Source organism: Trinickia dinghuensis, from assembly GCF_003367175.1.
In the GTDB taxonomy this organism is placed as follows: Bacteria; Pseudomonadota; Gammaproteobacteria; order Burkholderiales; family Burkholderiaceae; genus Trinickia; species Trinickia dinghuensis.
Genome location: NZ_QRGA01000007.1, coordinates 108,143 through 132,005 on the forward strand (window position 1 = coordinate 108,143; position 23,863 = coordinate 132,005).

At 64.4% G+C, this 23,863-nt stretch carries 19 protein-coding genes and 1 pseudogene; 11 read left to right on the forward strand and 9 right to left on the reverse strand.

The genetic code is table 11. The features are described from left to right. Positions 1-62 precede the first annotated feature (62 nt). From DWV00_RS12935 to DWV00_RS12960, 6 genes are all read left to right on the forward strand, one after another. Entirely contained in the window at positions 63-2,141 is a 2,079-nt protein-coding gene (locus DWV00_RS12935; protein WP_115533992.1) for a RecQ family ATP-dependent DNA helicase, read from the forward strand. After that, entirely contained in the window at positions 2,138-3,511 is a 1,374-nt protein-coding gene (locus tag DWV00_RS12940; RefSeq protein ID WP_115533993.1) for a DNA-processing protein DprA, read from the forward strand. Before DWV00_RS12935 ends, DWV00_RS12940 begins: the two co-directional genes overlap by 4 nt. 93 nt (positions 3,512-3,604) lie before the next feature. Beyond that, positions 3,605-4,465: a MurR/RpiR family transcriptional regulator gene (locus tag DWV00_RS12945; protein WP_115533994.1), complete on the forward strand. Its 861-nt coding sequence runs from the start codon at positions 3,605-3,607 to the stop codon at positions 4,463-4,465. Positions 4,466-4,666: 201 nt separating this feature from the next. Further along, entirely contained in the window at positions 4,667-5,995 is a 1,329-nt protein-coding gene (locus DWV00_RS12950) for an aspartate aminotransferase family protein (protein WP_115533995.1), read from the forward strand. A 66-nt stretch (positions 5,996-6,061) separates the two neighbouring features. Beyond that, complete coding sequence (locus DWV00_RS12955; protein WP_245964858.1) at positions 6,062-6,634, forward strand: carboxymuconolactone decarboxylase family protein; 573 nt, start codon at positions 6,062-6,064, stop codon at positions 6,632-6,634. Positions 6,635-6,721: 87 nt separating this feature from the next. Continuing rightward, a complete protein-coding gene (locus DWV00_RS12960) occupies positions 6,722-8,533 on the forward strand; it encodes a tetratricopeptide repeat-containing glycosyltransferase family protein (RefSeq protein ID WP_115533996.1) in 1,812 nt (603 codons plus the stop codon). 10 nt (positions 8,534-8,543) lie between these two features. On the opposite strand, the gene DWV00_RS12965 is transcribed toward DWV00_RS12960, so the two are convergent. Next, positions 8,544-9,545: a porin family protein gene (locus tag DWV00_RS12965; RefSeq protein ID WP_115533997.1), complete on the reverse strand. Its 1,002-nt coding sequence runs from the start codon at positions 9,543-9,545 to the stop codon at positions 8,544-8,546. A gap of 182 nt (positions 9,546-9,727) precedes the next feature. After that, positions 9,728-10,405 (reverse strand): copper chaperone, encoded by a 678-nt coding sequence (locus DWV00_RS12970; protein ID WP_245964859.1) that lies wholly within the window; start codon positions 10,403-10,405, stop codon positions 9,728-9,730. Positions 10,406-10,724: 319 nt separating this feature from the next. On the opposite strand from DWV00_RS12970, the gene DWV00_RS12975 reads away from it, so the two are divergent. Both DWV00_RS12975 and DWV00_RS12980 read left to right on the forward strand, forming a co-directional pair. Continuing rightward, the gene (locus tag DWV00_RS12975) at positions 10,725-11,945 is read left to right on the forward strand and encodes a helix-turn-helix domain-containing protein (protein WP_115533999.1); all 1,221 of its coding nucleotides are present in this window, start codon (positions 10,725-10,727) and stop codon (positions 11,943-11,945) included. A 10-nt stretch (positions 11,946-11,955) separates the two neighbouring features. Then, positions 11,956-12,642 (forward strand): Vgb family protein, encoded by a 687-nt coding sequence (locus tag DWV00_RS12980; RefSeq protein ID WP_115534303.1) that lies wholly within the window; start codon positions 11,956-11,958, stop codon positions 12,640-12,642. 80 nt (positions 12,643-12,722) lie between these two features. On the opposite strand, the gene DWV00_RS12985 is transcribed toward DWV00_RS12980, so the two are convergent. Together DWV00_RS12985 and DWV00_RS12990 are read right to left on the reverse strand one after the other, a co-directional pair. Further along, positions 12,723-14,393: a carboxylesterase/lipase family protein gene (locus DWV00_RS12985; protein ID WP_245964860.1), complete on the reverse strand. Its 1,671-nt coding sequence runs from the start codon at positions 14,391-14,393 to the stop codon at positions 12,723-12,725. Positions 14,394-14,687: 294 nt separating this feature from the next. Beyond that, positions 14,688-15,107, reverse strand: coding sequence for a winged helix-turn-helix transcriptional regulator (locus DWV00_RS12990; protein ID WP_115534001.1), 420 nt, complete (start codon positions 15,105-15,107; stop codon positions 14,688-14,690). 122 nt (positions 15,108-15,229) lie between these two features. Between DWV00_RS12990 and DWV00_RS12995 the strand changes: the two genes are divergently transcribed. Next, entirely contained in the window at positions 15,230-16,009 is a 780-nt protein-coding gene (locus DWV00_RS12995) for an SDR family oxidoreductase (RefSeq protein ID WP_115534002.1), read from the forward strand. A 57-nt stretch (positions 16,010-16,066) separates the two neighbouring features. On the opposite strand, the gene DWV00_RS13000 is transcribed toward DWV00_RS12995, so the two are convergent. Further along, complete coding sequence (locus tag DWV00_RS13000; RefSeq protein WP_245964861.1) at positions 16,067-17,011, reverse strand: ArsR/SmtB family transcription factor; 945 nt, start codon at positions 17,009-17,011, stop codon at positions 16,067-16,069. On the opposite strand from DWV00_RS13000, the gene DWV00_RS13005 reads away from it, so the two are divergent. Next, on the forward strand, positions 16,998-18,488 hold the full coding sequence (locus DWV00_RS13005) for an MFS transporter (RefSeq protein WP_245964862.1): 1,491 nt from the start codon (positions 16,998-17,000) through the stop codon (positions 18,486-18,488). The two genes, DWV00_RS13000 and DWV00_RS13005, sit on opposite strands and share 14 nt — an antisense overlap. A 70-nt stretch (positions 18,489-18,558) precedes the next feature. Here DWV00_RS13005 and DWV00_RS13010 read toward each other — a convergent pair whose 3' ends face one another. The 3 genes and pseudogenes from DWV00_RS13010 to DWV00_RS13020 form a co-directional block, all read right to left on the reverse strand. Beyond that, positions 18,559-19,866: an Nramp family divalent metal transporter gene (locus tag DWV00_RS13010; protein WP_115534003.1), complete on the reverse strand. Its 1,308-nt coding sequence runs from the start codon at positions 19,864-19,866 to the stop codon at positions 18,559-18,561. Between the two features lie 221 nt (positions 19,867-20,087). Further along, positions 20,088-21,071, reverse strand: a pseudogene (locus DWV00_RS13015) (pyridoxamine 5'-phosphate oxidase family protein); the annotation flags it as partial. A 47-nt stretch (positions 21,072-21,118) separates the two neighbouring features. Further along, positions 21,119-21,760, reverse strand: a complete 642-nt coding sequence (locus DWV00_RS13020) for a glutathione S-transferase family protein (RefSeq protein ID WP_115534005.1) — start codon at positions 21,758-21,760, stop codon at positions 21,119-21,121. 174 nt (positions 21,761-21,934) lie between these two features. On the opposite strand from DWV00_RS13020, the gene DWV00_RS13025 reads away from it, so the two are divergent. Further along, positions 21,935-22,867, forward strand: coding sequence for a LysR family transcriptional regulator (locus DWV00_RS13025; RefSeq protein WP_115534006.1), 933 nt, complete (start codon positions 21,935-21,937; stop codon positions 22,865-22,867). Here the strand turns inward: DWV00_RS13025 and DWV00_RS13030 are convergent. Then, complete coding sequence (locus tag DWV00_RS13030; protein ID WP_425452772.1) at positions 22,840-23,772, reverse strand: helix-turn-helix domain-containing protein; 933 nt, start codon at positions 23,770-23,772, stop codon at positions 22,840-22,842. The genes DWV00_RS13025 and DWV00_RS13030 overlap by 28 nt on opposite strands. Positions 23,773-23,863: the final 91 nt, after the last annotated feature.

Consider the following 23,863-nt stretch of genomic DNA (forward strand, 5'->3'; position numbering starts at 1 on the left):
AGTTACAAATCTTGGCGCCCCATCGGACTATCGATTGCTCGACAAACGGCAGGAGTATCGACGTGACCTACTATCAAGAACAAGCCCGGCGGTTGCTGCGATTGGGATCCGGGCGAGCCGATGCCGCGTTTCGCGAGGATCAAGAGGAAGCTATTCGACACCTCGTCGAAAACAAGGGGCGTTTGTTGGTGGTGCAAAAGACCGGATGGGGAAAGAGTTTCGTCTACTTCATCGCGACCAAGTTGCTGCGTAATGCGGGGGGTGGTCCCGCTCTTTTGATCTCGCCCCTGTTAGCGCTGATGAGAAACCAAGTTGCGGCGGCCGAGCGTATGGGAGTTAGGGCAGCGACGATCAACTCCGACAACGTGGCCGAATGGGCCGATGTCGAGGCTAGGCTCGCACGAGGTGAAATCGACATTCTTCTGATTTCGCCCGAGAGATTGGCCAATGAGCGATTCAGCACTCAGGTCCTGGCAGGAATTGCGGCCCAAATTTCGCTGATGGTCATTGACGAGGCACATTGCATTTCCGATTGGGGGCACGATTTTCGCCCTCATTACCGCTTGCTGGAGCGGATCGTCAGGACACTGCCGCCCAACCTGAGACTGTTGGCAACTACGGCTACCGCAAACGATCGAGTGATGGCGGACTTGAATTCAGTGCTGGGGCCCGACCTTACGGTATTTCGCGGCGACCTCAATAGAGCGTCGCTGACGCTGCAAACCATCCGCTTACCCAGTCAGGCGGAACGTCTTGCGTGGCTGGCGGAGCAACTGTCTACCTTGAAGGGCCACGGAATCATTTACACGCTCACTGTGCGTGATGCCTATCAAGTGACTGAGTGGTTGAAGACACAAGGTTTCAACGTCGACGCTTACACTGGCGAGACCGGCGATCGTCGAGAAGAGCTGGAACAGGCGCTGCTGAGCAACCGGGTAAAAGCGCTCGTCGCAACGATGGCACTGGGAATGGGCTATGACAAGCCGGATCTGGCGTTCGTGATTCATTATCAGACTCCAGGGTCTGTCGTTGCCTACTATCAACAGGTTGGGCGGGCGGGACGTGCACTGGATTCCGCGTATGGCGTGCTTCTCAGCGGGCAGGAAGAAGGCAGCATTACGGATTGGTTTATCCGCAGCGCTTTTCCGAGCCGACAGGAGGCCGCAGCTTTACTGGGCGAACTGGAGCAGGAGCCCGATGGGTTATCTGTTCCCGAGCTATTGGGCCGACTCAACCTAAGTAAGGGGCGCGTAGAAAAGGCGATCGCTTTGCTGTCGCTTGAAGCTCCCGCACCCATTGCCAAGCAGGGTACAAAGTGGCAGCTTACGGCCGCAAGGCTGGGCGAAGCCTTTTGGGAGAGAGCAGAGCGGCTCACCATGCTGAGGAGATCTGAACATGACCAGATGCAGAGCTACGTCAATCTTCAATTTGGTGAGCATATGAGCTTCTTGATCAGAGCGCTCGATGGCGACTCTAGCGCAGTGCAGCCTCCAGTGTTGCCTGAACTGTCGGCAGCGGTGGACCCTGACCGGGTGCGGGACGCAATTGCATTTCTTCGCAGAACCAACTTGCCCTTCGAGCCTCGAAAGAAATGGCCCGATGGCGGCTTGCCTCAATACGGCGTCAAGGGGCACATTCCGCAGGCCCACCATGCGCAGCCCGGCAGAGCACTATGTATATGGGGCGATGCCGGTTGGGGCGGCCTTGTCCGACAGGGAAAATCCCATATGGGCCGGTTCTCTGACGATCTTGTGTCCGCTTGTACGGAGATGATCCACAAGTGGAATCCGCAGCCTGCGCCGGCATGGGTGACCTGCGTTCCATCGCTGCGGCATCCGGAACTTGTGCCGGACTTCGCCCGGCGCTTGGCCGCCTTACTGGCTCTGCCGTTTCTTGATGTAATCGAAAAGACGGACGACCGCCCGGAGCAGAAGACGATGGCAAACAGCACGCAACAAGCTCGCAACGTCGATGGATCGCTGGCACTAAAGGATCAGTCGATTCCTGAGGGGCCGGTGCTATTGGTCGATGACATGGTCGACTCACGATGGACGCTGACGGTGGCGACATGGCTGCTTCGTATGAAAGGCAGCGGAGAAGTATGGCCGATCGCCCTTGCGCAGACAGGACATGACGAATGATGCCTACGTTGTCGCCCAACACACGGGCAATTTTGTTGCTGATAGCACCGCTGATCGCAGGGCGGAGCGAACTAGTATCCGATGATCTCCTGTCGCCCGGAGAATACAAGCGTCTCGCGCGGCACCTGCGCGAAGTGAAGTGCCAACCCGCTGACCTGCTGTCGCCGAATGCCGCGGAGCTTCTCCACGCATGCGGCTCCATTGTAGACGAGGGACGGCTACGGCGATTGCTTGGGCGCGGTTTTCTGCTGAGCCAGGTCATCGAGCGATGGCAGACGCGCGCGATTTGGGTGGTTAGTCGCGCAGATGCGGAATATCCGAGGCGCTTGAAAGTGAGGCTGCGTGAGGACGCGCCTCCCGTTCTGTACGGTTGTGGTGAAATTAGCCTTTTGGACACGGGAGGACTGGCGGTGGTCGGTTCGCGCCATGTGGACGACTCCTTGATCGACTACACATTGGATGTTGGGCGACTCGCCGCATATGCGCACAAAACCTTAGTGTCCGGCGGCGCGAGGGGTGTCGATCAAGCTGCAATGCGCGGGGCTTTGGCAGCCGGCGGCAACGTTGTTGGTGTGCTGGCCGACAGCCTGGAAAAGATAGCAATGACTCGCGAGCAACGCAATTCGCTGGTCGAAGGTTGTCTGGCGTTAATCTCTCCCTATGATCCAAGCGTCGGCTTCAACGTCGGCCGCGCAATGCAGCGCAATAAGCTTATCTACGCGCTCGGGGAAGCGTCCCTCGTAGTGAACTCCGACATGAACAGAGGAGGCACTTGGGCCGGCGCGGTTGAACAATTGGACAAGCTCAAGTTTGTTCCGGTCTACATTCGATCGACTGGCTATCCGTCGGTCGGGCTCGATGCACTACGTCAGAAAGGAGCGATTCCGTGGCCCAATCCGCAAGACGTGGAATCGTTTGAGAGCCTGTTTGATCGATCGTCCATGCCGCAGCATGGTTCAACGGATGCACCCAGTGCGGAGCATGCTGCGAAGCCTACGTCTTCGGAGACGGTGCAGGATTCCCAGATTGGCAGCGCTACATCGGCCGCCGTGGCTGGCGCGGGTCAAGAGCGGACGGAGGCTGCGGAGGAAGAGCGAGCGAGTGTGACGACGGTTCCTGCGGCTGCAACCGGCCAGATCCAAAGTTCGACTGAAGCTGACATCAGTCCAGCCGATGTCCTATTTGCGGCCGTGCGCGAATCCATTCAGCGACTCCTGAACACGCCGATGAAGGAAGTCGATGTCGCCGCAGCGCTGCAAGTATCGACCCCGCAAGCGAAGGCATGGCTGCAGCGGTTGGTTGATGAAGGAGCCGTAGAGAAGGCGAAAAAGCCGGCAGGCTTCGTTGCTAAGCAGCGCCGCTTGTTGTGAACGAAGCCGGCATTTCGCTACGGAGGGCTACTTCGTAGCTGTTGCGGCGATGGTAACATTTGTTGTCGCCGCCACCTCTACCCGCATCGCCTCATGCCCGAAACTTTCGACCAGCTTGCCGCGTCGATCCGCGCACGCTTCGCGGAGCTGAGTCCGCAATTTCAGGCCGGTGCCGCCTTCGTGCTCGATCAGCCCGACGAAGTCGCCGTGCTGTCGATGCGCAAGGTTGCGGAGCGTGCCCGGATTCAGCCGGCCTCGCTCGTGCGCTTGTCGCAACTGCTGGGCTTCCCTGGTTGGAACGAACTGCGCGATTTGTGCGTGGCACGCGTGCGAACGCGCCCCGAACCGTTGACGGTGCGTGCACGCTCGCTCGTCGCCGGAACGAAGAAGGACACGTTCACGCAGGACTTGCTCATTGCCCAGCAGCAAAACCTCGAAACGACGGCAACCCACAACGAACGCAGCGTTTTGCAAGCCGCCCGCGTCCTGCGCAAGGCGCGGCATGTGCATGTCGCGGGTTTTCGTTCGTGCTATGCGGTCGCGTTCGGTTTCGTCTATGGCTACGGACTCTTTCGTCCATCGGTGTCGCTGCTGACGGGCGAAGCGGGCACGCTCGAAATGCAGTTGCGCGGCATCACGCGCGATAGCGCGACCGTCGTGATCAGCTTCGCACCGTATTCGGTCGAAGCCGCTCGCGTCGCCGAAGCCGCGTTGGAAAAGGGCAGCCGTCTCGTCGCGATCACCGATAGCGCCGTGTCGCCGCTCGCGCTGAATGCCGACAGCGTGCTGATCTTCTCTCACGAAAGCCCGTCGTTCTTTCCGTCGCTCGTTGCCGCCACCGCGCTTGCCGAATCGCTCGTCGCGCAATTGCTGGCGCTAGAGGGAGCCGATGCCGTCGAGCAACTCGAGTTGGCCGAGCGATCGTTGCACGCGAAGGGTGCGTACGTGCCTTGAAGTGCTGGGCCGCAAGCGCCACCCAATGCTTTTCGTCTTATTGATCTGATTGTTGGCGCTCTTATCTGAGCCTCGCGTTGTCGCGCCATGGTTGACAACATATGTTGTGTAGAATTATAAATACACACCATGTGTTGTTTGTTCGATGCGGCCGCTGCGCTGAGCACGGCCTCCGACTCACCTTGGATTTGGAGGTATCGCATGTCTTATGTATTCCATCGGATGCCGAAGAAGACGCTGCCCGTGGCGGTGGCGGGCGACGGCATCGAGATCGTCGATTCCGCCGGCAAGCGCTACATCGACGCGAGCGGCGGCGCTGCCGTGTCGTGTCTCGGCCACAGCCATCGGCGCGTCGTCGACGCGATCGAGCAGCAGGCGCGCCAGCTTGCCTACGCGCATACGTCGTTCTTCACGACCGAGGCGGCCGAGGCGCTGGCCGAGCGGCTCGTCGTGACGGCACCGGCCGGCATCGGCCACGCGTATTTCGTTTCGGGTGGGTCGGAGGCCATCGAGGCCGCGCTCAAGCTCGCACGTCAGTACTTCGTCGAGATCGGGCAGCCCGCGCGCAAGCATTTCATCGCGCGCCGCCAGAGCTATCACGGCAATACGCTCGGCGCGCTTGCGATCGGCGGCAATGCTTGGCGGCGCGAACCGTTCCTGCCGCTGCTCATCGAAGCGCATCACGTCAGCCCCTGCTACGCCTACCGGGATCAACTGCCCAGTGAAACGGAAGAGGCATACGCGCAGCGGCTCGCCGACGAACTCGAACACAAGATCCTCGGCCTCGGCCCGGACACGGTGGCGGCCTTTGTTGCGGAAACGGTGGTCGGCGCGACGGCGGGCGCCGTGCCGCCGGTGCGTGGCTACTTCCGCAAGATCCGCGAGGTCTGCGACAAGTACGGCGTGCTGTTGATTCTCGACGAAGTCATGTGCGGCATGGGGCGCACGGGCCACCTTTATGCGTGCGAGGAGGAGGGCGTCTCGCCCGATCTGCTGACCATCGCCAAGGGCCTCGGCGCCGGCTATCAGCCGATCGGCGCCACGCTCGTGAGCGATCGGATCTACGAGGCGATCGTGGGCGGGTCGGGCTTTTTTCAGCACGGCCATACCTATATCGGCCATGCGACGGCGTGCGCCGCCGCGCTCGCGGTGCAGCGCGTGATCGAAGAAGATGACCTGCTCGACAACGTGAAGGCGCGCGGCGAGCAACTGCGCGCCACGCTGCGCGAACGGCTCGGCGATCATCCGCACGTCGGCGACATCCGCGGGCGCGGACTCTTCGTCGGCGTCGAACTCGTACTCGATCGCGCTAGCAAGGTGCCGTTCGATCCGCGACGCAAACTGAACGCGGGCATCAAGCAGGAAGCGATGGCGCGCGGGCTCATGGTCTATCCGATGGGCGGTACGATCGACGGCAGACAAGGCGACCACGTTCTGCTCGCGCCGCCGTTCATCTGCACTCCTAACGACGTCGATTGCATCGCCGAGCGGTTGTGCGATGCGGTGGATGCCGCACTTGCCGGCACCTGAGCATCGACGCAAGCGGGCAGGTGAGCGATACTGCCGGGGTACCGCGCAAAGAAGGACGGAAGTGAAATGACGATGAAAGGACCCACCGGCGCACGCCTGCCCGAATTCGATCGGGCGGCAGCCAGCCCCGAGCAACTGGCCGTGCTGGATGAAATCTTGACGGGGCCGCGCGGCAATCTGGCCGGTCCCTTCCTCGCTTGGATCGCGAGTCCCGAACTCGCGCAGCACGCGCAGCAGCTCGGCGCGTTCTGCCGGTATCGGACGGGCTTGCCGCTGCGGCTGTCCGAACTGGCGATTCTGGTGACCGCGGCGCAATGGCGTGCGCAGGCGGAGTGGCAGATTCACTATCCGATCGCGATCGAGGCGGGGGTGACCGAGTCGGCGGCCGAGGCGCTGCTCCGGGGGCGGCGCCCCGATTTCGCCGATGCGGACGAGGCACTGATCTACAATTTCGCGATCGAACTGTACGACGCGAAGCGCGTCTCCGATATGACGTTCGCCAAGGCCGTGCAGCGTTTCGGTCATGCAACGACCGTCAATCTCGTCGGCCTGCTCGGCTACTACGCGCTGGTTTCCATGACATTGAATGTCTTTGCCATGCGCGAAGACGACGATGCGCCGTTGCCTTTCATGGAGTGAATAAGCTGCGCGTGTTGGGACACCAAAAATCTTGAAAGATCTCAACGTGAAGCAAAGCCGAGAGACCCGTGCGATGACCTATCAGCGATGATCGATTCGAATGCGCGCTTATCGGAGATCCACCGGCATGTGCAGGCCGGAGAGCTGATCGAGGCATCGGCGCTCGTCTCCGACTGGCTGGCGCATGCGCCCGACGACGTCGACGCGGTCACCGCACAAGCGCAATTGTTGCGGCTGTGCGGGCGCTACGCGGATGCGCGTGTTTGGCTCGATCGCGCGTTCATCATCGATCCCGCCCACGCCCTCGCCTTTGTTGAGGCCGCGCGTCTAGCCGCGCAAACCGGCGCGCCGGAGCACGCGCTCATGGGCTTCGAGCGCGCGCATCGCGCGCTGCCCGATGCGACCGATTGGCTCGAAGAGTGGGCATTGCTTGCTCATTCGATGCGGCGCTCGGAGGTCGGCACGGCCGTTGCCGCGCGCTGGTGCGAGCTGGCGCCCGGCTCCGCGGTGGCCTGGTTCACGCTGGGCCTGCTAGCGCAGCAGGCCGGCTCCCTCGATGCAGCGCTGCGGGCATACGAGCGTGCCATGTCGCTCGATGCCGATCTGGCGATGCTCCGCAACAATCTGGCGGCCCTGCATTACAGCCGAGACCAACACGATGCGGCGTTGCGATTGACCCGGGAGGCGATTCGCGCGGAGCCGAATCATCATCTTGCGTGGACGAATCAGGCCAATGTCCTGCTCAAACTGTTCGAGCCGGAAAAAGCGTTGATCGCCGCGCGGCGTGCGGCGGCGCTGGCGCCCAATTTTGGTTTGGCGCAACTGGCATTGTGCAACGCGGCCCGCGAATCGCAGCAGTGGGGCGAAGCGTTCGACGCCGTCGTGCAAGCGGCGAAAGTGTCGAACGACGACCCGAAGATTCAGTTCTCGGCGGCGATGCTGCAATTGATGCACGGCGATTTCCAGAACGGCTGGATCAATTTCGAAGCGCGCTGGAACGGTTCGACGGAACTGGAAGGCGTAGAGGGCTTCTATCCCGAGCGTCGTTGGCGCGGCGAAGCGCTAGCGGGAAAGACGCTGCTCGTCTGGGCCGAGCAAGGGTATGGCGACGCCATCCAATTCATTCGCTTCTTGCCGTCGATCGTTGCCCGAGCGCGCGATGAAGGAGGCAAGGCTATCTGCTGCTGCTTTCCCCCGCTTTACGAACTCTTCAAGCGAAGCTTGGCCGCATATGACGTCGAAGTGTTGCCCAGCGATTTGCCGCAACTGCCGTCGTTCGACTATCAAATTCCGCTCGCCAGCTTACCGCTCATGCTCGGTGTCACGCTCGAGTCGCTTTCCGCTCCGCCGTCGTACTTGATCGCCGATTCGGCTCGCGCCGCACGCCGGCGCGATGAAATGCGCGGCGGCGCCAAGTTCCAGGCGGGCCTCGTCTGGACCGGCAGCCGGACTCATCAGCGCAACCCGGTCCGCGCGATCGATCCCGAACGGTATGCCGAAGCGTTCTCCGGGCTATCCGGCATCGATTGGCATAGCTTGCAGATGGGGGCGCAGGAGGACGTCGCGCGAATGGTGCGGGCGGGCTTGCCCGTCAACGATCGAACGCGCGAATTGACGAGCTTCGACGATACGGCCGCACTCATCCGCAGTCTCGATGTGGTCGTGACGGTTTGTACCTCGGTTGCGCATTTGGCCGCGGCTTTGGGACGTCCGACTTGGCTGCTGCTCGACGTCAATCCGCATTGGGTGTGGATGACCGAGCGGCGAGACAGCCCGTGGTATCCAACGGTGAAGCTCTATCGCCAGCGCGGTTACCGGGACTGGACGGTACCGCTGATCGAGATGCGCGCCGATTTGGAGCAGGCGGCGAGCCGAGCCGCGACCGGGCGCGCGCTCTAAAATCCAAGACCTAAAAGCGATACCCGATTCCGCCCAGATAGATATCGCTGTCCTTGTCGTAACTCGTCATCACGCGATTCCACGAGGCGCGCACGAACCAGTGCCGCGTGACGTTGTACGCGGCCGACATCGTTAGCAACACGGAGACTTTCCCACCCGTGTCGGTGCCGCCTTTGACGCGATGGGTATCGATCGCGTAGTACGGTCCCGCGCCGACCCCGAGGCTCAGGCGATCGTCGAAGAAGGCGCGGCGCAGCCAAATCTGCGCGGCTGCGCCCGAGCGCGTGTTGAGCGCCGTATGGCCCTCGTTGATCCAACTGACGGTGCCGTCCACGTAGGGTCCAAACCCGTGCCGATACTCGAAGCCGTATGCGGCCGCGCCGGGCGACGTCAGGCTATTGACCTCGGTCCACCCTGCCATCGCCGTGATCTGATCGCCGCTCGATACGTCATCTCCCGCGCCGCGGGTACCCGGCGACGGTGCCGATCGCTTCGGCGAATCGAATGCATAGCCGATGCCGAATAGGGCGCCGAACGTGTTGTAGCTGTGCGACCCTAAGATCTCATTCAGGCGCAACTGATAGAAAAGATGATCGCTGGCGTGCCAGGTCGCAGCCAAGCTGACGATCGGGCTCAAGCCGTGTGCATCGACGTAGCGCCTGCCATTGGCGCTTGCTTCGGTATCGAAGTAATAGTCGCCGCCGAAGCCTGCGCCGAGCGTGAGCCTCGGATCCGCGAAAGTCCCGCGCAGCCAATATTGCAAGGCGAAGCCGTCGCGATGATTGTCCCGCACGTGCCCTTCGTTGATCCACGAATAGCTGAGCGCGTTGTGCGCATCGAGCGGCTGCAAATACGTGAATCCCCACGTGTAGGTCGACTCGCCCGGAACGTTTGCGCGCAGCCATCCGCCGAGCGCCGAGATTTCTTGAGCATGGATGCTTTGGCACACGGCAATGCTGCCTGCCAGCAACACCCATCGTGAGAAGCGCATCGAACGCGCCGGTTTATTCATGTTCGTATCTCGAGTGGCGGCAAGACGCGAGGTAGGTCAGCGGCCGCCCGCACAGGGCGCGCTTACGCCATCGAGATTAACAGCAACAGTGGATACGGTTTGTTAAACGTGTAACGGAGCCACGGGCGGCTCAGGCTTGTGCCGGCGGGGGACTCGCGCCGGCGCTTATGTCCCCCGCGCAATTACGGAATATTTCCGATCATGCATAGCCCTGTCGCGACGACGGCAATCCCAATGCCTCGATCCGCATGCCACCTCGCCGGCGCGAGGCGCTCGACGGTCATCGCCGCCGTCAGCGCAGCCATCGCGGGCAGATTCATGATGCCGATGACGAGAAGGACGGCCATTAAATTGACACAGCAACAGCCGCCGTGAAGTGCTAGCCGAAATCCGAGCCGGCAGGCAGCACCCGCACCGAGCGCATGGGTTGGGTCATGAGAAAGCGCGCGGCCGCAGCAGGCGATGCGGCGCCTCTTCCACGACGTGAATTGCACGACGCCGGCGGTGACGGCCAGGATAGCCGATGAGAGCGGAGCGAGGCGCGCGAGCGAGGCCGCGTGCGGCAAGTGCGTGGCAAGCGCATTGCCGACGGCGAATACGATCGTGCCGGCGGCCGCCCACCACGACAAGTAGCACGCAGCCGTCAGCAGCGCAGGCCCCACCGCTGAGATCGGGCGTGCCGTGCACGCGCGTTCCCAAAGCCGGCGAAGTTCAGGCGCCGACGACGGCAGCATCATCGCCGCCATCATCAGCATCCACATGCGGACGAACGAGGCCGCGGCGCCGAGCCACGTTTGACCGCAAACCGGCATCCAGATCGTCGATATCGACCAACCGCCGGGCATCGGCGTCTCGCCCATCGCGGACATCGATCGGCAAGACCAGACGGTCGCAGCCGCACTCGCTACGAAGGCGAGTCCGAAGAGGCAGGCGAAAGAGGCGCGAGCAGCCGGTGAGACAGGCGACGCCCGCAAGCGCTTCGGCTCCATGCCGATTCCGCAGCAGTGTGTGTTCATCGTATCCTCCGTCGAGCGGGTTGGACTTACGCCGCGCCGCCGGTGCGTGCCGCCCGCGCATCCCCATGTCGTGACATGTCAGTGCTAGATTAGTGACCGGCATCCATCCGGGGGGAGTGACAAGTGTGTCGGGATTCGTGTCGGGATTCGTGTCGGGATTCGCATGGACTCGCTGATTGCCGTCGCGGCGCGCGCGCTCGCGGCCGGTGACGCGCTCGGCGCGCTGAACTGCGTCGCGTTGCGCGACGACGCGCACGCGCTCGCGCTGCGCGGCATCGCCATGGCCCAGCTCGGCGATCTGCCCCGAGCGAGGACGCTATTGCGCAGCGCGGCACGTGCGTTCGGGCCGAAGCAGCCGCTGGCGCGCGCCCGATGCGTCGTGGCCGAAGCGGAAGTCGCGCTGGCGTCCCGCGATCTGCGCGCTGCCGATCCGTCGTTCGAGGCGGCCTGGGCTACGCTCGAAGCCTGCGGCGATCGGCTCAATGCCGTCCACGCACGGTGTCTCGAGGCCAGGCGTCTTTTGCTGATGGGGCGCCCCGACGACGCGGAGCGCGCGCTCGGGAAGGATCCGTCCGGTCCTCTGCCCGCGGCGCTGCGCGCTTCCCGAGCGTTGCTCGCCGCAGGCATCGCGCTGCGCCGGCTGCAAGCGACCACGGCGCGCGATGCGCTTGCCATAGCTGCGCAAGCCGCGCGCGAGTCGGGCATCGCCTCGTTGACGGCCGAGGTCGAGCATGCGGCGCTTGCCCTGGCGGCGCCGGCTGCGCGCCTGATCGAGCGCGGCCGGTCGCGAAACGTCACGCTGGAACAGGTGCAGGCTTTGTCGTCGGCGAAGCGGCTCATCGTCGACGCCTGCCGCTATGTGGTTCGCGAATCGAATGTCACGATTTCGCTCGCTTCGCGACCGGTTCTGTTCGCGCTAGTTTGCATGCTGGCCGAGGCGTGGCCCGAGGATGTGCCGAGGCAGACACTCATCGCCAAGGCGTTCCGGGCCAAGCTCATCGACGAAACGCATCGCGCCCGCCTGCGCGTCGAGATCGGCCGGCTGCGCGCGTTGATGAAACCGATCGCCGATGTGACGGCGACGAAGGGCGGTTTTGCACTGATGCCGGCGAGTGCCCACGAGGTCGCCGTCTTGGGGCGCCTGTTCGACGAGAAACATGCGGCCGTGCTCGCGCTGCTTGCCGACGGCGAGTCATGGTCGAGTTCCGCGCTGGCCGTCGCTTCAGGCGCCAGCCAGCGCTCGGTGCAGCGCGCTCTTGACGCACTTGCCTCCGAGGACAAGGTTCAAGCGGTAGGCGATGGGCGGGCGCGGCGCTGGATGACGCCGCCCGTCGTCGGATTCGCGACAACGTTGTTACTCCCCACGCCGTGGTCGACCGAATAGGATGGCAGCCATGAATCGATCGAATGCCGAAATTGTCCGCGAATATGGCCCCTTGTCGGGGATCAACTCCGTTGCAGGCGTCACCTATGACGGTACGCGAGTTTGGTTCGCCGCCGGCGACAAGCTGTGCGCGCTCGACCCGGAAAGCGGGCAGACCGTGCAGACCATGGCCGTGCCCGCCGATGCCGGCACCGCCTTCGACGGCAAGCATTTCTTTCAAATCGCCGGCGACATCATTCGCAAGATCGACGCCGCGACCGGACAGGTGCTCGCCACGATCCCCACGCCGCCCAGCAGCGGCTGTTCGGGGCTCGCATGGGCCGAGGGCTCGCTTTGGATCGGCTGCTACCGCGAACGCAAGATCCATCAACTCGATCCCGTCACGGGCAAGGTGCTTCGCACGATCGAATCGAATCGTTTCGTCACCGGCGTAACTTGGGTGGACGGCGAACTGTGGCACGGCACATGGGAAGACGAGCGCAGCGAGATTCGACACGTCGATGCGGGTTCGGGAGAGGTGGTCGAGGCGCTGGAGATGCCCGCGAGCGTCATCGTGTCGGGGCTCGAATCGGACGGCGGCGACCGGTTCTTCTGCGGTGGTGGGAACAGCGCGAAGGTGAGGGTGGTGCGGCGCCCGGCGCGCAAGGCGGCATCCGTCGCCGGCAAGGAGGTTGCCGCCGACGCGCCGCGCGAATGATGGATGATGGACCCGCGGTGTGCCGGTGGTGCGAATCGTGAGCACACCGCGGGGATGGATCGGGCTCCCGATCGATTCGATTAATTCCGCGTCCGCGCTTGCATCATCCGTTGGACCAGTGCGTGGCGTTCTGCGCCCGTATCGAACGTCGTGCGCGTGTCCGTATCGATCACTTGCCGCGCGAGACCGTCGCGCACAGGGTGCACGGCCGGCCACTGCGGAGGGGTGAGATCGGCGGGCGAGCGACCGATCGTTTGCGGGTTCGTTCGTGCGCCGCCCGCGCCGCCTGGTGCGCCGGCCTCCACAAGGCGATCGACGTGCTCGGAAAAGATCTGGGCCGTGGCAACGCTCGCGCCATTCGGCGTCCCGCTCTTGACGAATTGCTCGATATATCCGGAGAAGATCCGCGAGACGGCGTAGTCGTCTGTCGTCCATCGAAAGCGCGGGTCCTGGTCGAGGTTGCCGAAGACATAGACGATCTCCGAGCGGCGCGCGGCGCCGGTGACAGGTGTCGAGTCCTCGTTCTCGATCGCCTTGCCCCCGGCGGCCACGGCAGGCGGGCGGCGATGCGCGAAGAGATAGAAATAGACCGGGGCGCGGCCCGTTTGCCGGTGCAGGTCCATCCAACGCCACGTGCTATGGCCCATCGTGAGATCGTTCGCCAGCACGGCCGCCGACCGTAGGATTTCGTCGGCGCTGTTCCCGGGGTAGAGCCGATGCGCTTCAGGCAATTCGTTGCGGAAGATTGTGCCGAGCGCGAGCGCCCAGTTTTCGGGCGTCGGTTCGTGCGGGCCGAAAATCGTCTTGAAGTGATTCTCTTGCGAATTCGAGCCGACGAGCAGCGGGACCGCTGCTTGGCGTCCGGCCTCGAAAATCGCGGCCGGCGTGTCGGTCAGAAAATGACCGTCGATGCTCGGCCAGAGAAACGGTTGAGGGTCCTTATAGGTTCCCATCGCTTGCTGTACTTTTTCCGCCGACATCTCCCGAAGGTCATCGAGCGAGTTGGCCCCGAGACGCGTGGCGAACGCCTGCGCGGCCCGCTCCGCCTTTTTGCGTGTCCAGAATGCGTTGGGCGCGAAGGCGCCGCCGCTTTCGCCGATCGCCCGTGCGAACAGGCCCCGCGACGACGTCGACGCCATGTGCGCGCTCACGGACATGGCGCCGGTGGTTTCTCCGCCGATCGTCACTTGCGCCGAGTCGCCCCCGAAACGCGCGATGTTCTCGCGCACCCAGCGCAGCGCCGCTTGCTGATCGAGCAAGCCGTAGTTGCCCGCCGCGCGCGCCTCGCTGTCGCGCTCCGCCTCGGGGTGCATCAAGAAGCCGAACACGCCGAGCCGGTAGTTGACCGTGACGACGATCATGCCGCGTCCGGCAAGGTGCGCGCCGTCGTAGCGCGGCTCCGATCCGTCGCCGAACGCGAAGCCGCCGCCGTGAAAATAGACGAGCACCGGAAGCGTCCCCTCCGAACTTTTCGCCGGTGCCCATACATTCAGATAAAGGCAGTCTTCGCTCATGCTTGGCGAGCGGAACGTCATGCTGGGCCCGTCCATCTGCATGCAGCGCGGCCCGAACTGCTTGGCCTCCCGCACGCCTATCCAGGGCGCGAGACGTTGCGGCTCGCGCCAGCGGCTCTCGCCGATCGGCGGTGCGGCGTAGGGGATGCCGCGAAAGACGTTGAGCTGATGGATGCCCGTCATCGCGCGATCGCCGGCGACGATGCCCTCGGCGAGCCGCACTTGCGGCGATGTCATGACAGGTAGTGCGGAGGCGCCGACGGGGAATGAGCAGAGCAGCGATAAGGCCGATGCCGCGACGGATGCGCACGACGATGGTCGAATCGTGAATGATCGATTCATGGTTTGCCCCTTTGGGATGGATCGAGGTTGAGGTGCGATGGCCCACCGAAGGCGGGCGAGTCGATCTTCATCCGAGCGGGGGCAGGCGCTCTCGATTTGCGAAAAAGCAGGACGCTTTGAAGTGCTCGGCGAGCCTTGGCGCGTCTTCGATACGAAACGCGATGAACCGATGCGCATCCGCGTTCGTCGTTACGCCGAGCGCGCTTTCTTCGGCAGCGATTGCAGTTGGTCGTAATGCTTTTCGGCCCACAGCCACACGCCGCAAAACGCGGCGCACAGGCTGTGTCCGAGTTCGGTCAATTGGTACTCGACGCGCGGCGGCACTTCCGGATAGACCGTGCGGATGACGAACCCGTCCTCCTCCAATTGCCTCAGCGTTTTGGTCAGCATGCGCTGGCTGATCGAGCCGACGAGGTCTCCGATCCGCGTGAATCTCAGCACGCCGTTTTGGGCGAGCACTTCGAGCACGCACATCGTCCATTTGTCGGCGATGCGTCCGATGACGTCCATGACGACATCGTCGAGTTCCGGCGTCGAAGTCTCGCCCGTTGGCGATTCGAAGACGACGGCGCGTCCCGCGGGTGGTTGCTTGGGTTTCTGCTCGGGCATGACGGGTACCTGATCCTTTACTTACCGATGTGTTCGTACAGCACACTTTGGTGCCTACTTCCTAAACGAGAGTATTGGGTCTATTCTGGCGCCAGTCAATCGTCAACTCAAGGAGAAGCATCATGCAAGTGACTGGAAACACCATTCTCATCACGGGCGGGGGCTCCGGCATCGGACGTGCGCTGGCCGAGGCATTTCATCGCCGCGGCAACGAAGTCATCATCGCGGGCCGGCGCGAGGATACGCTGCGCAAGGTGGCCGACGCGAATCCCGGAATGAAGACGGCCGTGCTCGACGTGGGCGATCCGCAAGGGATCGAGCGATTCGCCGCGCGCATGGCCGAGGAATTTCCGACACTGAACGTCGTCGTCAACAACGCCGGCATCATGCAACTCGAAAACTGGCGTGCCGAAAAGGTCGATTTATCGACGGCGGAAGCGACGATCACGACGAATTTGCTCGCGCCGATTCGCTTGGCGGCGGCCCTGTTGCCGCAATTGAAGCGTCAAGCGCAGTCGACGATCATGACCGTCACCTCGGGGTTGGCATTTCTGACGCTCGCGCACACCCCTACCTATAGCGCGACCAAGGCCGCCGTCCATGCGTTCAGCGACGCGCTGCGCTATCAATTGCGCGAGACGAACGTCGGCGTCGTCGAGATCGCACCGCCTTACGTGCAGACCGAGTTGATGGGCGAGCGGCAAGCGAACGATCCGCAAGCGATGCCGCTTGCCGAATTCATCGACGAAGTCATGAGCATTCTCGAGACGCAGCCGAACGTGCGCGAGGTGCTGGTCAAGCGTGTCTATCCGCTGCGGTTCGCGGCCGAGCAGGGATACGAGAAGTACATGGCGCAGTTCCACGGCTTCAACGACCACTTCGGCGCGGCGCTCGAAGGCTGAGGCCGCTTCGGCGCGGGCGATGCGCGCCGCCGGCTGTCCGCCGCGGCGCCGATCGTTTCACGATGCGCGGGCTTCGCCGGCCGCGCCGCCATGATCGGCTCCGTGCCGATGCTCGGCGCACGCCGCTCGCATGACGGAGGCGACGTCGACGCCGAGTTCTTCCCTGAACGATGCCGCGCCTTTCGGCGTCACCTGCACGGCGCGCGAGGCCTTCGACCGCATGAGCCAGCCGTTCTCGCAGAGTCGCTCCAGCAAGCGGGCGCCGAGCGGGCCGGCGACATGGTGCTCGCGCTCCGTCCAATCGAGGCATTGCCTCGCGAGGCCCCGGCGCGCGGGTTTGATCGACGCGATGTCGAGCCCCATGCGCGCGAACCAGTCGGCGCCGGCGGCGGTCACTTCGAATTGCTTGTCGCCCGCTTCGGCGAGGTAGCCGTGTGCCACGAGCGCTTGCGTCATGGCCACGCCGAGACGTCCCGCGAGATGGTCATAGCAGCAGCGCGCGAACTGCAGCCGCTGCGCGTCGGCGCTCAAGGGCCGCTGCCGAGGCCGGACCTCGGGACCGATCGACGCCAGCGTCTCGAGTGCGACGGCCACATGCGAGCCGGCCAATCGGTAGTAGCGATGCCGGCCCTCGGTTTCGACCGTCAGCAAGCCGCCGGCCAGCAGCTTCGCGAGGTGCGAGCTGGCCGTTTGCGCGGTGATGCCGGCGGCGAACGCGAGTTCACTCGCGGGGCGGGCACGCCCGTCGACGAGCGTCGTCAGCATGGCGGCGCGCGCCGGATCGGCGATGAGGAAAGCGGCTGACGCGACGTTCGGTTGCAGGGGCATGTCGATCTCTCCAACGAATGTACCGAATGCATCGAATTCATCGAATTCATCGAATTCATCGAACACGTACAGATACGCAATCACGATAGCAGCAATCGCGTGCGCACGATTCGATGCGCATCGAAGCATGAGGCAGTGCGCGCCGCATAGACTCGCCGCCATGACATCGATCATGGGGGCAAGCGATGAACAATCGAACAAGCAATCGAAGCAGCGATCTCAGCCGCAACGAGCCGGCGGCGGGGATCGGCCGATGATCGCGGATCTCTCGCCGCAGACCCGGCGCATTCTGGCCGCGACGAGCGTCAGCTATTTCATCGTCATCCTCGATACGTCGATCGTGAACGTCGCGCTCGAGCGGATATCGACGGCGCTCGCGATGCCGATCGCCGGCCTGCAATGGGTGACGAACGCCTACACGCTCGTCTTCGCCGCGCTGCTGCTGACGGGCGGGACGCTCGGAGACCGCCTGGGCGCACGGAACGTTTATTTGGCGGGCCTGACGTTGTTCACGCTGGCGTCGGCGCTCTGCGGTGTCGCGGCGAATTTACCGATGCTCGTCGTCGCCCGCGCGGTGCAGGGCATCGGCGCGGCGATGCTCGTGCCGTGCTCGCTCAAGCTCATCAACCAGGCTTGCCCGAGCCCCGATGCGCGCGCTCGCGCGATCGGGCTCTGGGTCGGCTGCGGCGGCGTGGCGATGGCGGCGGGGCCGATCTTCGGCGGCATGCTGATCCATCTGTTGGATTGGCGCAGCATCTTCTTCGTCAACGTTCCCGTCGGCATGTGCGGCGTCGCCATGACGTGCCGCGTTGCCCGCGACATCCCGGCGGGCTCGGCGCGCCGATTCGATCCGCTTGGGCAACTCGCCGCCATCGTCGCGCTTGCGACGCTGATCGGCGTACTCATCGAGGGCGGGCCGCTCGGCTGGCGCTCGCCGATCGTCTTGGCGGGCTTGGCCGCGACGGTGTGCGCCTGGGCAGCGTTCTTCACAATCGAATCGCGCAGCCCCGACGCGATGCTGCCCTTGTCGCTGTTTCGCAGCGGCGTGTTCTCCGGCTCCGCGTTCGTCTCGATGGCTTCGGCCTTCGTCTTCTACGGGTTGCTGTTCGTCGCCAGTCTTTACTATCAGCGCGTGCGGGCCTACTCCCCGCTCTCGACCGGCTTGGCGCTACTGCCGATGACGACGATGGTGGCCGCCGGCGGGGTGTTGTCGAATCGATTGGCGAGGGTCGGCGGGTCTCGGGTGTCGATGTGCGCGGCGTTCGGTCTCTATGCGGCCGGTGCGCTCGCGCTCATGGCGCTGGTGGCGGGCGCGCCGAATTGGGCGGCCGTCGCGCCGCTTCTTGCTATCGGGCTCGCGGCCGGCTACGTGACGCCGGCCGCGACGGCGCCCGCGCTCTCGACGGTCGAGCACCGGCATGCCGGGGTCGCGGCGGGCGTACTCAATTCGGCGCGCCAGTCGGGATCGGCGCTCGGCGTGGCCGTATTCGGTTCGGTCATCGGCGCAAGCATGCCGTTCACGGCAGCGATGCGCGGGGTGCTGTACGGCGCCGCGGCGATGGCGATCGTCGCGGCGTGGGTCTGGTGGAAAGCGACGGCCCTGCCTCGCCGGCGTGCCGAACGGCCGCGCGCGGATTCCTCCTACGGCTGATGAAAGAGCGGCGTTCGAATCGGCAAACCGATCGAGGGCCGACCGTCACCGAATCGCTTACCGAATCGCTTCAACCGATGACGCCGAACGTCTGCAGCAAAAGCACGGCGTTGAGCGCGAGAATGACGACGGTCGCTGCAATGGCCGCGATCGTCATGCGCCGGCTGTTGACGAATGCACCCATGACTTCGCGCCGGCTCGTCACGATCACGAGCGCGATCATCGGGACGGGCAATGCGAAGCTGAGCACCACTTGGCTGTAGACGAGCGCGTCGGTCGCGTTCACGCCGAGCGCCGCGACGACGAACGCCGGCGCCATCGTCAGAAGCCGCCGCACGCCGACCGGAATGTGAAAGCCGACGAAGCCTTGCATCACCATCTGTCCCGCCATCGTCCCGACGACTGAGCTCGAAATCCCCGACGCCAGCAGCGACACCAGAAAGACGGCTGCCGCGCCGGCTCCCAGCAGCGGCGTCAAGCTGCGATACGCGGTTTCGATCTCGGCGATGTCGGAGTGGCCGGCGTGAAACGCGCCGGACGCCATGATCACCATCGCCATATTGACGAGCCCCGCGACCGATAAGGCGACGACGACTTCCCGATTCGAAAAGCTCAGCAGCTTGCGGCGCGCGATAGCGTTCTTCGCCGGGGCGCGGTTTTGCGTGAGGCCGGAGTGCAGATAAATGGCATGCGGCATGACCGTCGCGCCGAGGATGCCGACGGCGACGGACAGCGCGCCGGGGCCGCGCAATTGCGGCACGAACGTACCGTAGGCCGCCGCGCTCCAGTTCACGTCCACGAGCGTCAGCTCGACCACGTAGGCCAACGCCACCGTGCCGATCAGGGCGCCGATGACGATCTCCAACTGGCGGAACCCCTGGCCCCCGGCCGCGAGAATCGCGTAGGTGACGATGCCCGTCAAACCCATGCCGACGATGAGCGGCACGTGAAGCAGCAGCGACAAGCCGAGCGCGCCGCCGAGAAATTCGGCGAGATCGGTCGCCATCGCGGCGATCTCGCTGATGCCCCACATGCCGTAGACGACGGGCATCGGAAACTGTTCTCTACTGATTTCGGCGAGATTGCGGTTCGTGACGATCCCGAGTTTGGCCGACAGCCCCTGGAACAGCATCGCGATCACGTTGGCAGCCAGCACGACCCACAGCAGCGAATAGCCGTACTTCGCGCCGGCCTGGAGGTTCGTCGCGAAATTGCCGGGATCGACGTAGGCAATAGAGGCGACGACGGCGGGCCCCGCGAACAGCAGCGCCGAACGTACTCGCGCGATCGGGCTGCGCATGCCGCGGCCGGCGAGGGCATCGCCGATCGCGAGCGTCGTCCGTTCGCTCATTCCCAGTTGCATCCGCGCAGTCGTCATGGCGTACCTCGTTAGCCTTACCGTTGGTGTTTATGATAAAAGCTATCAATTGTTTAAATACAATTGCATTTATCAATCGATGCCATACCACACCAAACCGGCTCGGCAACGCCGGGTGCTACCTACATGGCGACGTTTGCACGCGCACGCACGCTCCTACTCGGCGCGAACGCCTGCTCATTTCATTTCGCCGGGCGGCAACGGCTCAAACCGGGTCAGCCGACGGCTGCCGTCCGCCACTGCGGTGCGTACTCGACGTCGGACCACCGAAATGGCAGCGCACCCGGACTGCTCCGGACCTCGTCGACCTTGAACCGGACGAGCCGCTCGGCACTCGCGAACGCTTCGAGCAGGGCCCCCTCCCAGACGATTTCGGCATGAGCGGCCACGTAAAGCAGATCGCCGTGCTCGAAATCGATGAAGACGAGGCCCGCGCGCGGGTCGACGGCCAGGTTGCCCAGCGTGTTGAAGAACTGATTGCCGCGATAGTCGGGGGCGACGAACGTGTTTTCGTCTTCGACGCGAACGAACCCGGGCAAGCCGCCGCGGTGCGAGACGTCGACGCCCTGAGACGGGCCGTCGTCCGCCAAGCTACCGCGCGTAGCGATGAAGTAGGTGTCGCTTCGCTCGATGAGCCCACGATCGGACGCGTCAAGCGTCGTGCTCAAACGCGTGCCCGCTCGCGCCGCGGCTGCGTCGAATGCCTCGATGCGTGTCGGCGTGCGGCTCTGAATGTACTTCGCGCAGTTGCCGAAGCTTTGGCGCACCTCGACGGTCAGCCCGTCGCCGTCGATCGCGGTCACCACACCGTTGACGCGATTGCGCCGGCGCGTGGGCGGCTCGATCCCGAGCCCGCCGAGCGCCGCACCCGCGTGCCAGGACCCATCGAGCGGATCGCCGGCCAACGCCTCGCCGGCGATGCGCAGCGTCGTCGCGTCGGGCGTGGAAACAAAACCCGGTGCGCCGACGCGCAGCGTCGCCCACGGTTGCCCGTGCGCATCGATTCCACCGAGCACCATGAACGGCAACTGCCCGAAAAACTGCCGGTGTTGATCGGGCAAGTACCGCCGGATGCCTCGCCGCCCGCCGATCTCGGCTTTCTCGCGGACCCCCGCCCGCGTCTGCACGGCCGTTTCCCCGGTATGGAACGGCGCTTCGTCGAGATCCCAACCCGGCAACGGGGCGGGCGCGGTGCGTGCGGGCATGACGGTGTTCATGGTGTGCTCCTTCGGGTCTTCCGGGCGATGGGACCTTATGCGGCAGTCGCGGCGAGTTCGAACGTGGGCATGGGGACGAAGCCGGGCAGCGCTTCGACGCGCGCCAGCCATGCGCGAATGTTCGGATAGCGCGTGAGCGAAATGCCGCCCTCGGGTGCGTGCGCGATATAGGTATAAGCGGCGACGTCGGCGATCGTCGGATGCGTGCCGATCGCGAAGGGACGCTTGCCCAGTTCGGGCTCGATGACGTCGAACAGCTCGAGCGCGATGCGCACGGCCGTGTCGTAGTGGTGCGGGGCGCCGAAGACTTTGACGAGACGGGCGGCGCAGGGGCCGTACGCGATCGGGCCTGCTGCGATCGAGAGCCATTGCTCGACGCGGGCGGCGCCGACGGGATCCACCGGCAGCCAAGCGGGATCGCCGTAGCGCTTGGCGAGATAAACGAGGATGGCATTCGAATCGAAGAGCACGACGTCGCCGTCTTCGATGACCGGCACGAGTCCGAACGGATTCATCGTTAGGAATGCCGAGCTTTTTTGCTCGCCCGCCCGCAGGTCCACCTCGATCGTCTCGAACGGCAAGCCGAGCAGGCTGAGAAACAGCTTCGCCCGATGGGCATGGCCCGACAAACGTGCTGCGTGTAGACGAATCGGCTGTGCGGGGCGGGCGAGCGGCATGACTGAATCCTTGTTGCGAGGGTATCGAATGGATGCGAATGGATGCGAATGGATGCGAATGGGCAAATGCAAAGCTTTCGATGTGTAGCCTATCGCAGCACGATTGGACGCATAAGATGGATAATTGGCGAATCACAATCCACCCTGAGTGGACAATCCATACGAACGACTCCCATGGCAGAACTGCGCGATCTCAACTTCAATCGTCTCGTCGTCTTTGCTGCCGTGGTGGAGGCCGGGTCGCTGAGCGCGGCCGCCGAGCGGCTCGGCCTCGCGAAAACGATGGTGAGCGCCCACATCCAACGGCTCGAAGCCGAAGTGGGCGCCACGCTGATCGTGCGCACGACGCGCCGCTCGAATCTGACCGAGGCGGGGCGCACGCTCTATGAAGCGAGCCGCGAGTGCGTGCGTGTCGCAAGCGACGCGCTCGCCGCCATCTCGGCCGCATCGGGGCCGCTGCGCGGCGCCGTGCGCGTGGCGTCGCCGATCGATTACGGCGTACTGGTGGTGGCGCCGGCGCTGGCGGAGCTGCGGCGCATGCATCCCGCGCTCGAAGTCGAACTCGTCTGCTCGGACGGCTATGTCGATCTCGTCGCCGAGCGCATCGACGTGGCCGTCCGCTTGGGAAATTTGAAGGATTCGAGCTACCGGTCCGCGCCGCTCGGTCAATACTTGCGGTGGCTCGTCGCGAGTCCCGCATTTCTCGCGGGCAGGCAACGGCCGGTGTTGCCGAGCGAGTTGGCCGAGCTGCCGTTCGTCGCTTTATCGACGTTGACGCATCCGTACACGCTGTCGCTGCGCGCGACGAGCGGGGAGCGAGAGCGGGTGCGCTGCAAGCGCGCGTTCCTCGCGAACACGGCCAGTGCGTGCAGTGCCGCTACGCTGGCCGGTGCCGGATTCGGACTCCTAACGAATTTCTCGATCGGCGAGGACTTGGCCGCGGGGCGGCTCGTGCGCCTGCTGCCGCAATGGGCCGGCGAGCCGGCCGCCATTCAGGCCGTCTATCCGTCGACGAGCCAGCCGTCGCCGAAGGTGGCGGCGGTCATCGAGGCATTGCGGACGTATTTGACGCGTATCGATCAGCCGCGGGCCATCGCGCGGCGGTAGGCCAGCGGCGAGACACCGACCGCCGCGCGGAAGCGATGGCCGAAATGGCTCGCGTTGGCATAGCCCGTGCGGGCGGCGATCTCTTCGGCCGAGAGCGACGTCGTGCGCAATAGCTGCCGAGCCAGATCGGCACGGCGCTCGGCGATCCATGCATTCGGCGGCATGCCGAACGAGGCCCGGAACATGCGCGACAGATGGAATTCGGACAGACATGCAACGTCGGACAGATCGCCGAGCGTGACCGCCTCGGCCACATGCGCCTCGATGTAATCGCGCAACCGGCGTCTGACCGCCGGCGCGAGACCGCCCTTGACGGGCGCGTCGTCGCGGCGCACGCCTTGGCTGCGCAGCAGCTGGCTCAGGATCTCATGCGCGGTTTCGTTCGCGCGCAGGCGATCGTCGCTCGTCTCCCACGGCTGCGCGGCGAGCGAGCGGCACAGGGCGGCCATGTTGGCGTCTTCGAAATACGTGCGATCCGCGAGCGTCAGTTCGCGCGGCTCGCGATCGAGCTCGTGCACTGCGCGCCGCGTGAAGTGCTCGGGCAGGAAGTACAGGTGCATGAAGTGCATGTGACCCCGCACCCACCAGCGCGACTCGTGATCGCCGGGCAGGGCGCACAGCCGCTGCGGCGCACCATACTGGCCCGGCAGCTTCTGGCGCTCGGTCCGATAGCCGCCGTTCAGGTAGCACGACAGCGTGTGATGGCCTGGGTTGTCGTAGGCCGTTTCGTCTTCGACGATGTCGCGCCGCCACACGGCGGCGGCAAGCCGGTCGCCCAGCCACGCGAAGCGCTCGAGCGTCGCATTCGCATTGGCGAGCGTCACGCCGACCGAGTGCATGCCGAACGGCGGCGCGTCGGTCCGGGAGGCGTCGGTTGCGGTAGGGGCGAAAGGGCTCGCGTTCACGGCGTCGGCAATGCGAATCGAATCGAATCGAATCAATCAGGGGATGAGCACCGAGTATAGAGAAAGCGGGGTCGGCCTGCCGGGGCGTGCG

Excerpts from the sequence above, each read along its gene's own strand:
- DWV00_RS12965 (WP_115533997.1), bottom strand. The coding sequence starts at position 9,545 with ATGAATAAACCGGCGCGTTCGATGCGCTTCTCACGATGGGTGTTGCTG.
- DWV00_RS12985 (WP_245964860.1), bottom strand. The coding sequence starts at position 14,393 with ATGACATCGCCGCAAGTGCGGCTCGCCGAGGGCATCGTCGCCGGCGAT.
- DWV00_RS12975 (WP_115533999.1), top strand. The coding sequence starts at position 10,725 with ATGGACTCGCTGATTGCCGTCGCGGCGCGCGCGCTCGCGGCCGGTGAC.
- DWV00_RS12990 (WP_115534001.1), bottom strand. The coding sequence starts at position 15,107 with ATGCCCGAGCAGAAACCCAAGCAACCACCCGCGGGACGCGCCGTCGTC.
- DWV00_RS13025 (WP_115534006.1), top strand. The coding sequence starts at position 21,935 with ATGGCAGAACTGCGCGATCTCAACTTCAATCGTCTCGTCGTCTTTGCT.
- DWV00_RS13005 (WP_245964862.1), top strand. The coding sequence starts at position 16,998 with ATGACATCGATCATGGGGGCAAGCGATGAACAATCGAACAAGCAATCG.
- DWV00_RS13000 (WP_245964861.1), bottom strand. The coding sequence starts at position 17,011 with ATGATCGATGTCATGGCGGCGAGTCTATGCGGCGCGCACTGCCTCATG.
- DWV00_RS12960 (WP_115533996.1), top strand. The coding sequence starts at position 6,722 with ATGATCGATTCGAATGCGCGCTTATCGGAGATCCACCGGCATGTGCAG.
- DWV00_RS12995 (WP_115534002.1), top strand. The coding sequence starts at position 15,230 with ATGCAAGTGACTGGAAACACCATTCTCATCACGGGCGGGGGCTCCGGC.
- DWV00_RS13010 (WP_115534003.1), bottom strand. The coding sequence starts at position 19,866 with ATGACGACTGCGCGGATGCAACTGGGAATGAGCGAACGGACGACGCTC.
- DWV00_RS12945 (WP_115533994.1), top strand. The coding sequence starts at position 3,605 with ATGCCCGAAACTTTCGACCAGCTTGCCGCGTCGATCCGCGCACGCTTC.
- DWV00_RS12970 (WP_245964859.1), bottom strand. The coding sequence starts at position 10,405 with ATGGGCGAGACGCCGATGCCCGGCGGTTGGTCGATATCGACGATCTGG.
- DWV00_RS12940 (WP_115533993.1), top strand. The coding sequence starts at position 2,138 with ATGATGCCTACGTTGTCGCCCAACACACGGGCAATTTTGTTGCTGATA.
- DWV00_RS12955 (WP_245964858.1), top strand. The coding sequence starts at position 6,062 with ATGACGATGAAAGGACCCACCGGCGCACGCCTGCCCGAATTCGATCGG.
- DWV00_RS12950 (WP_115533995.1), top strand. The coding sequence starts at position 4,667 with ATGTCTTATGTATTCCATCGGATGCCGAAGAAGACGCTGCCCGTGGCG.
- DWV00_RS13020 (WP_115534005.1), bottom strand. The coding sequence starts at position 21,760 with ATGCCGCTCGCCCGCCCCGCACAGCCGATTCGTCTACACGCAGCACGT.
- DWV00_RS12980 (WP_115534303.1), top strand. The coding sequence starts at position 11,956 with ATGAATCGATCGAATGCCGAAATTGTCCGCGAATATGGCCCCTTGTCG.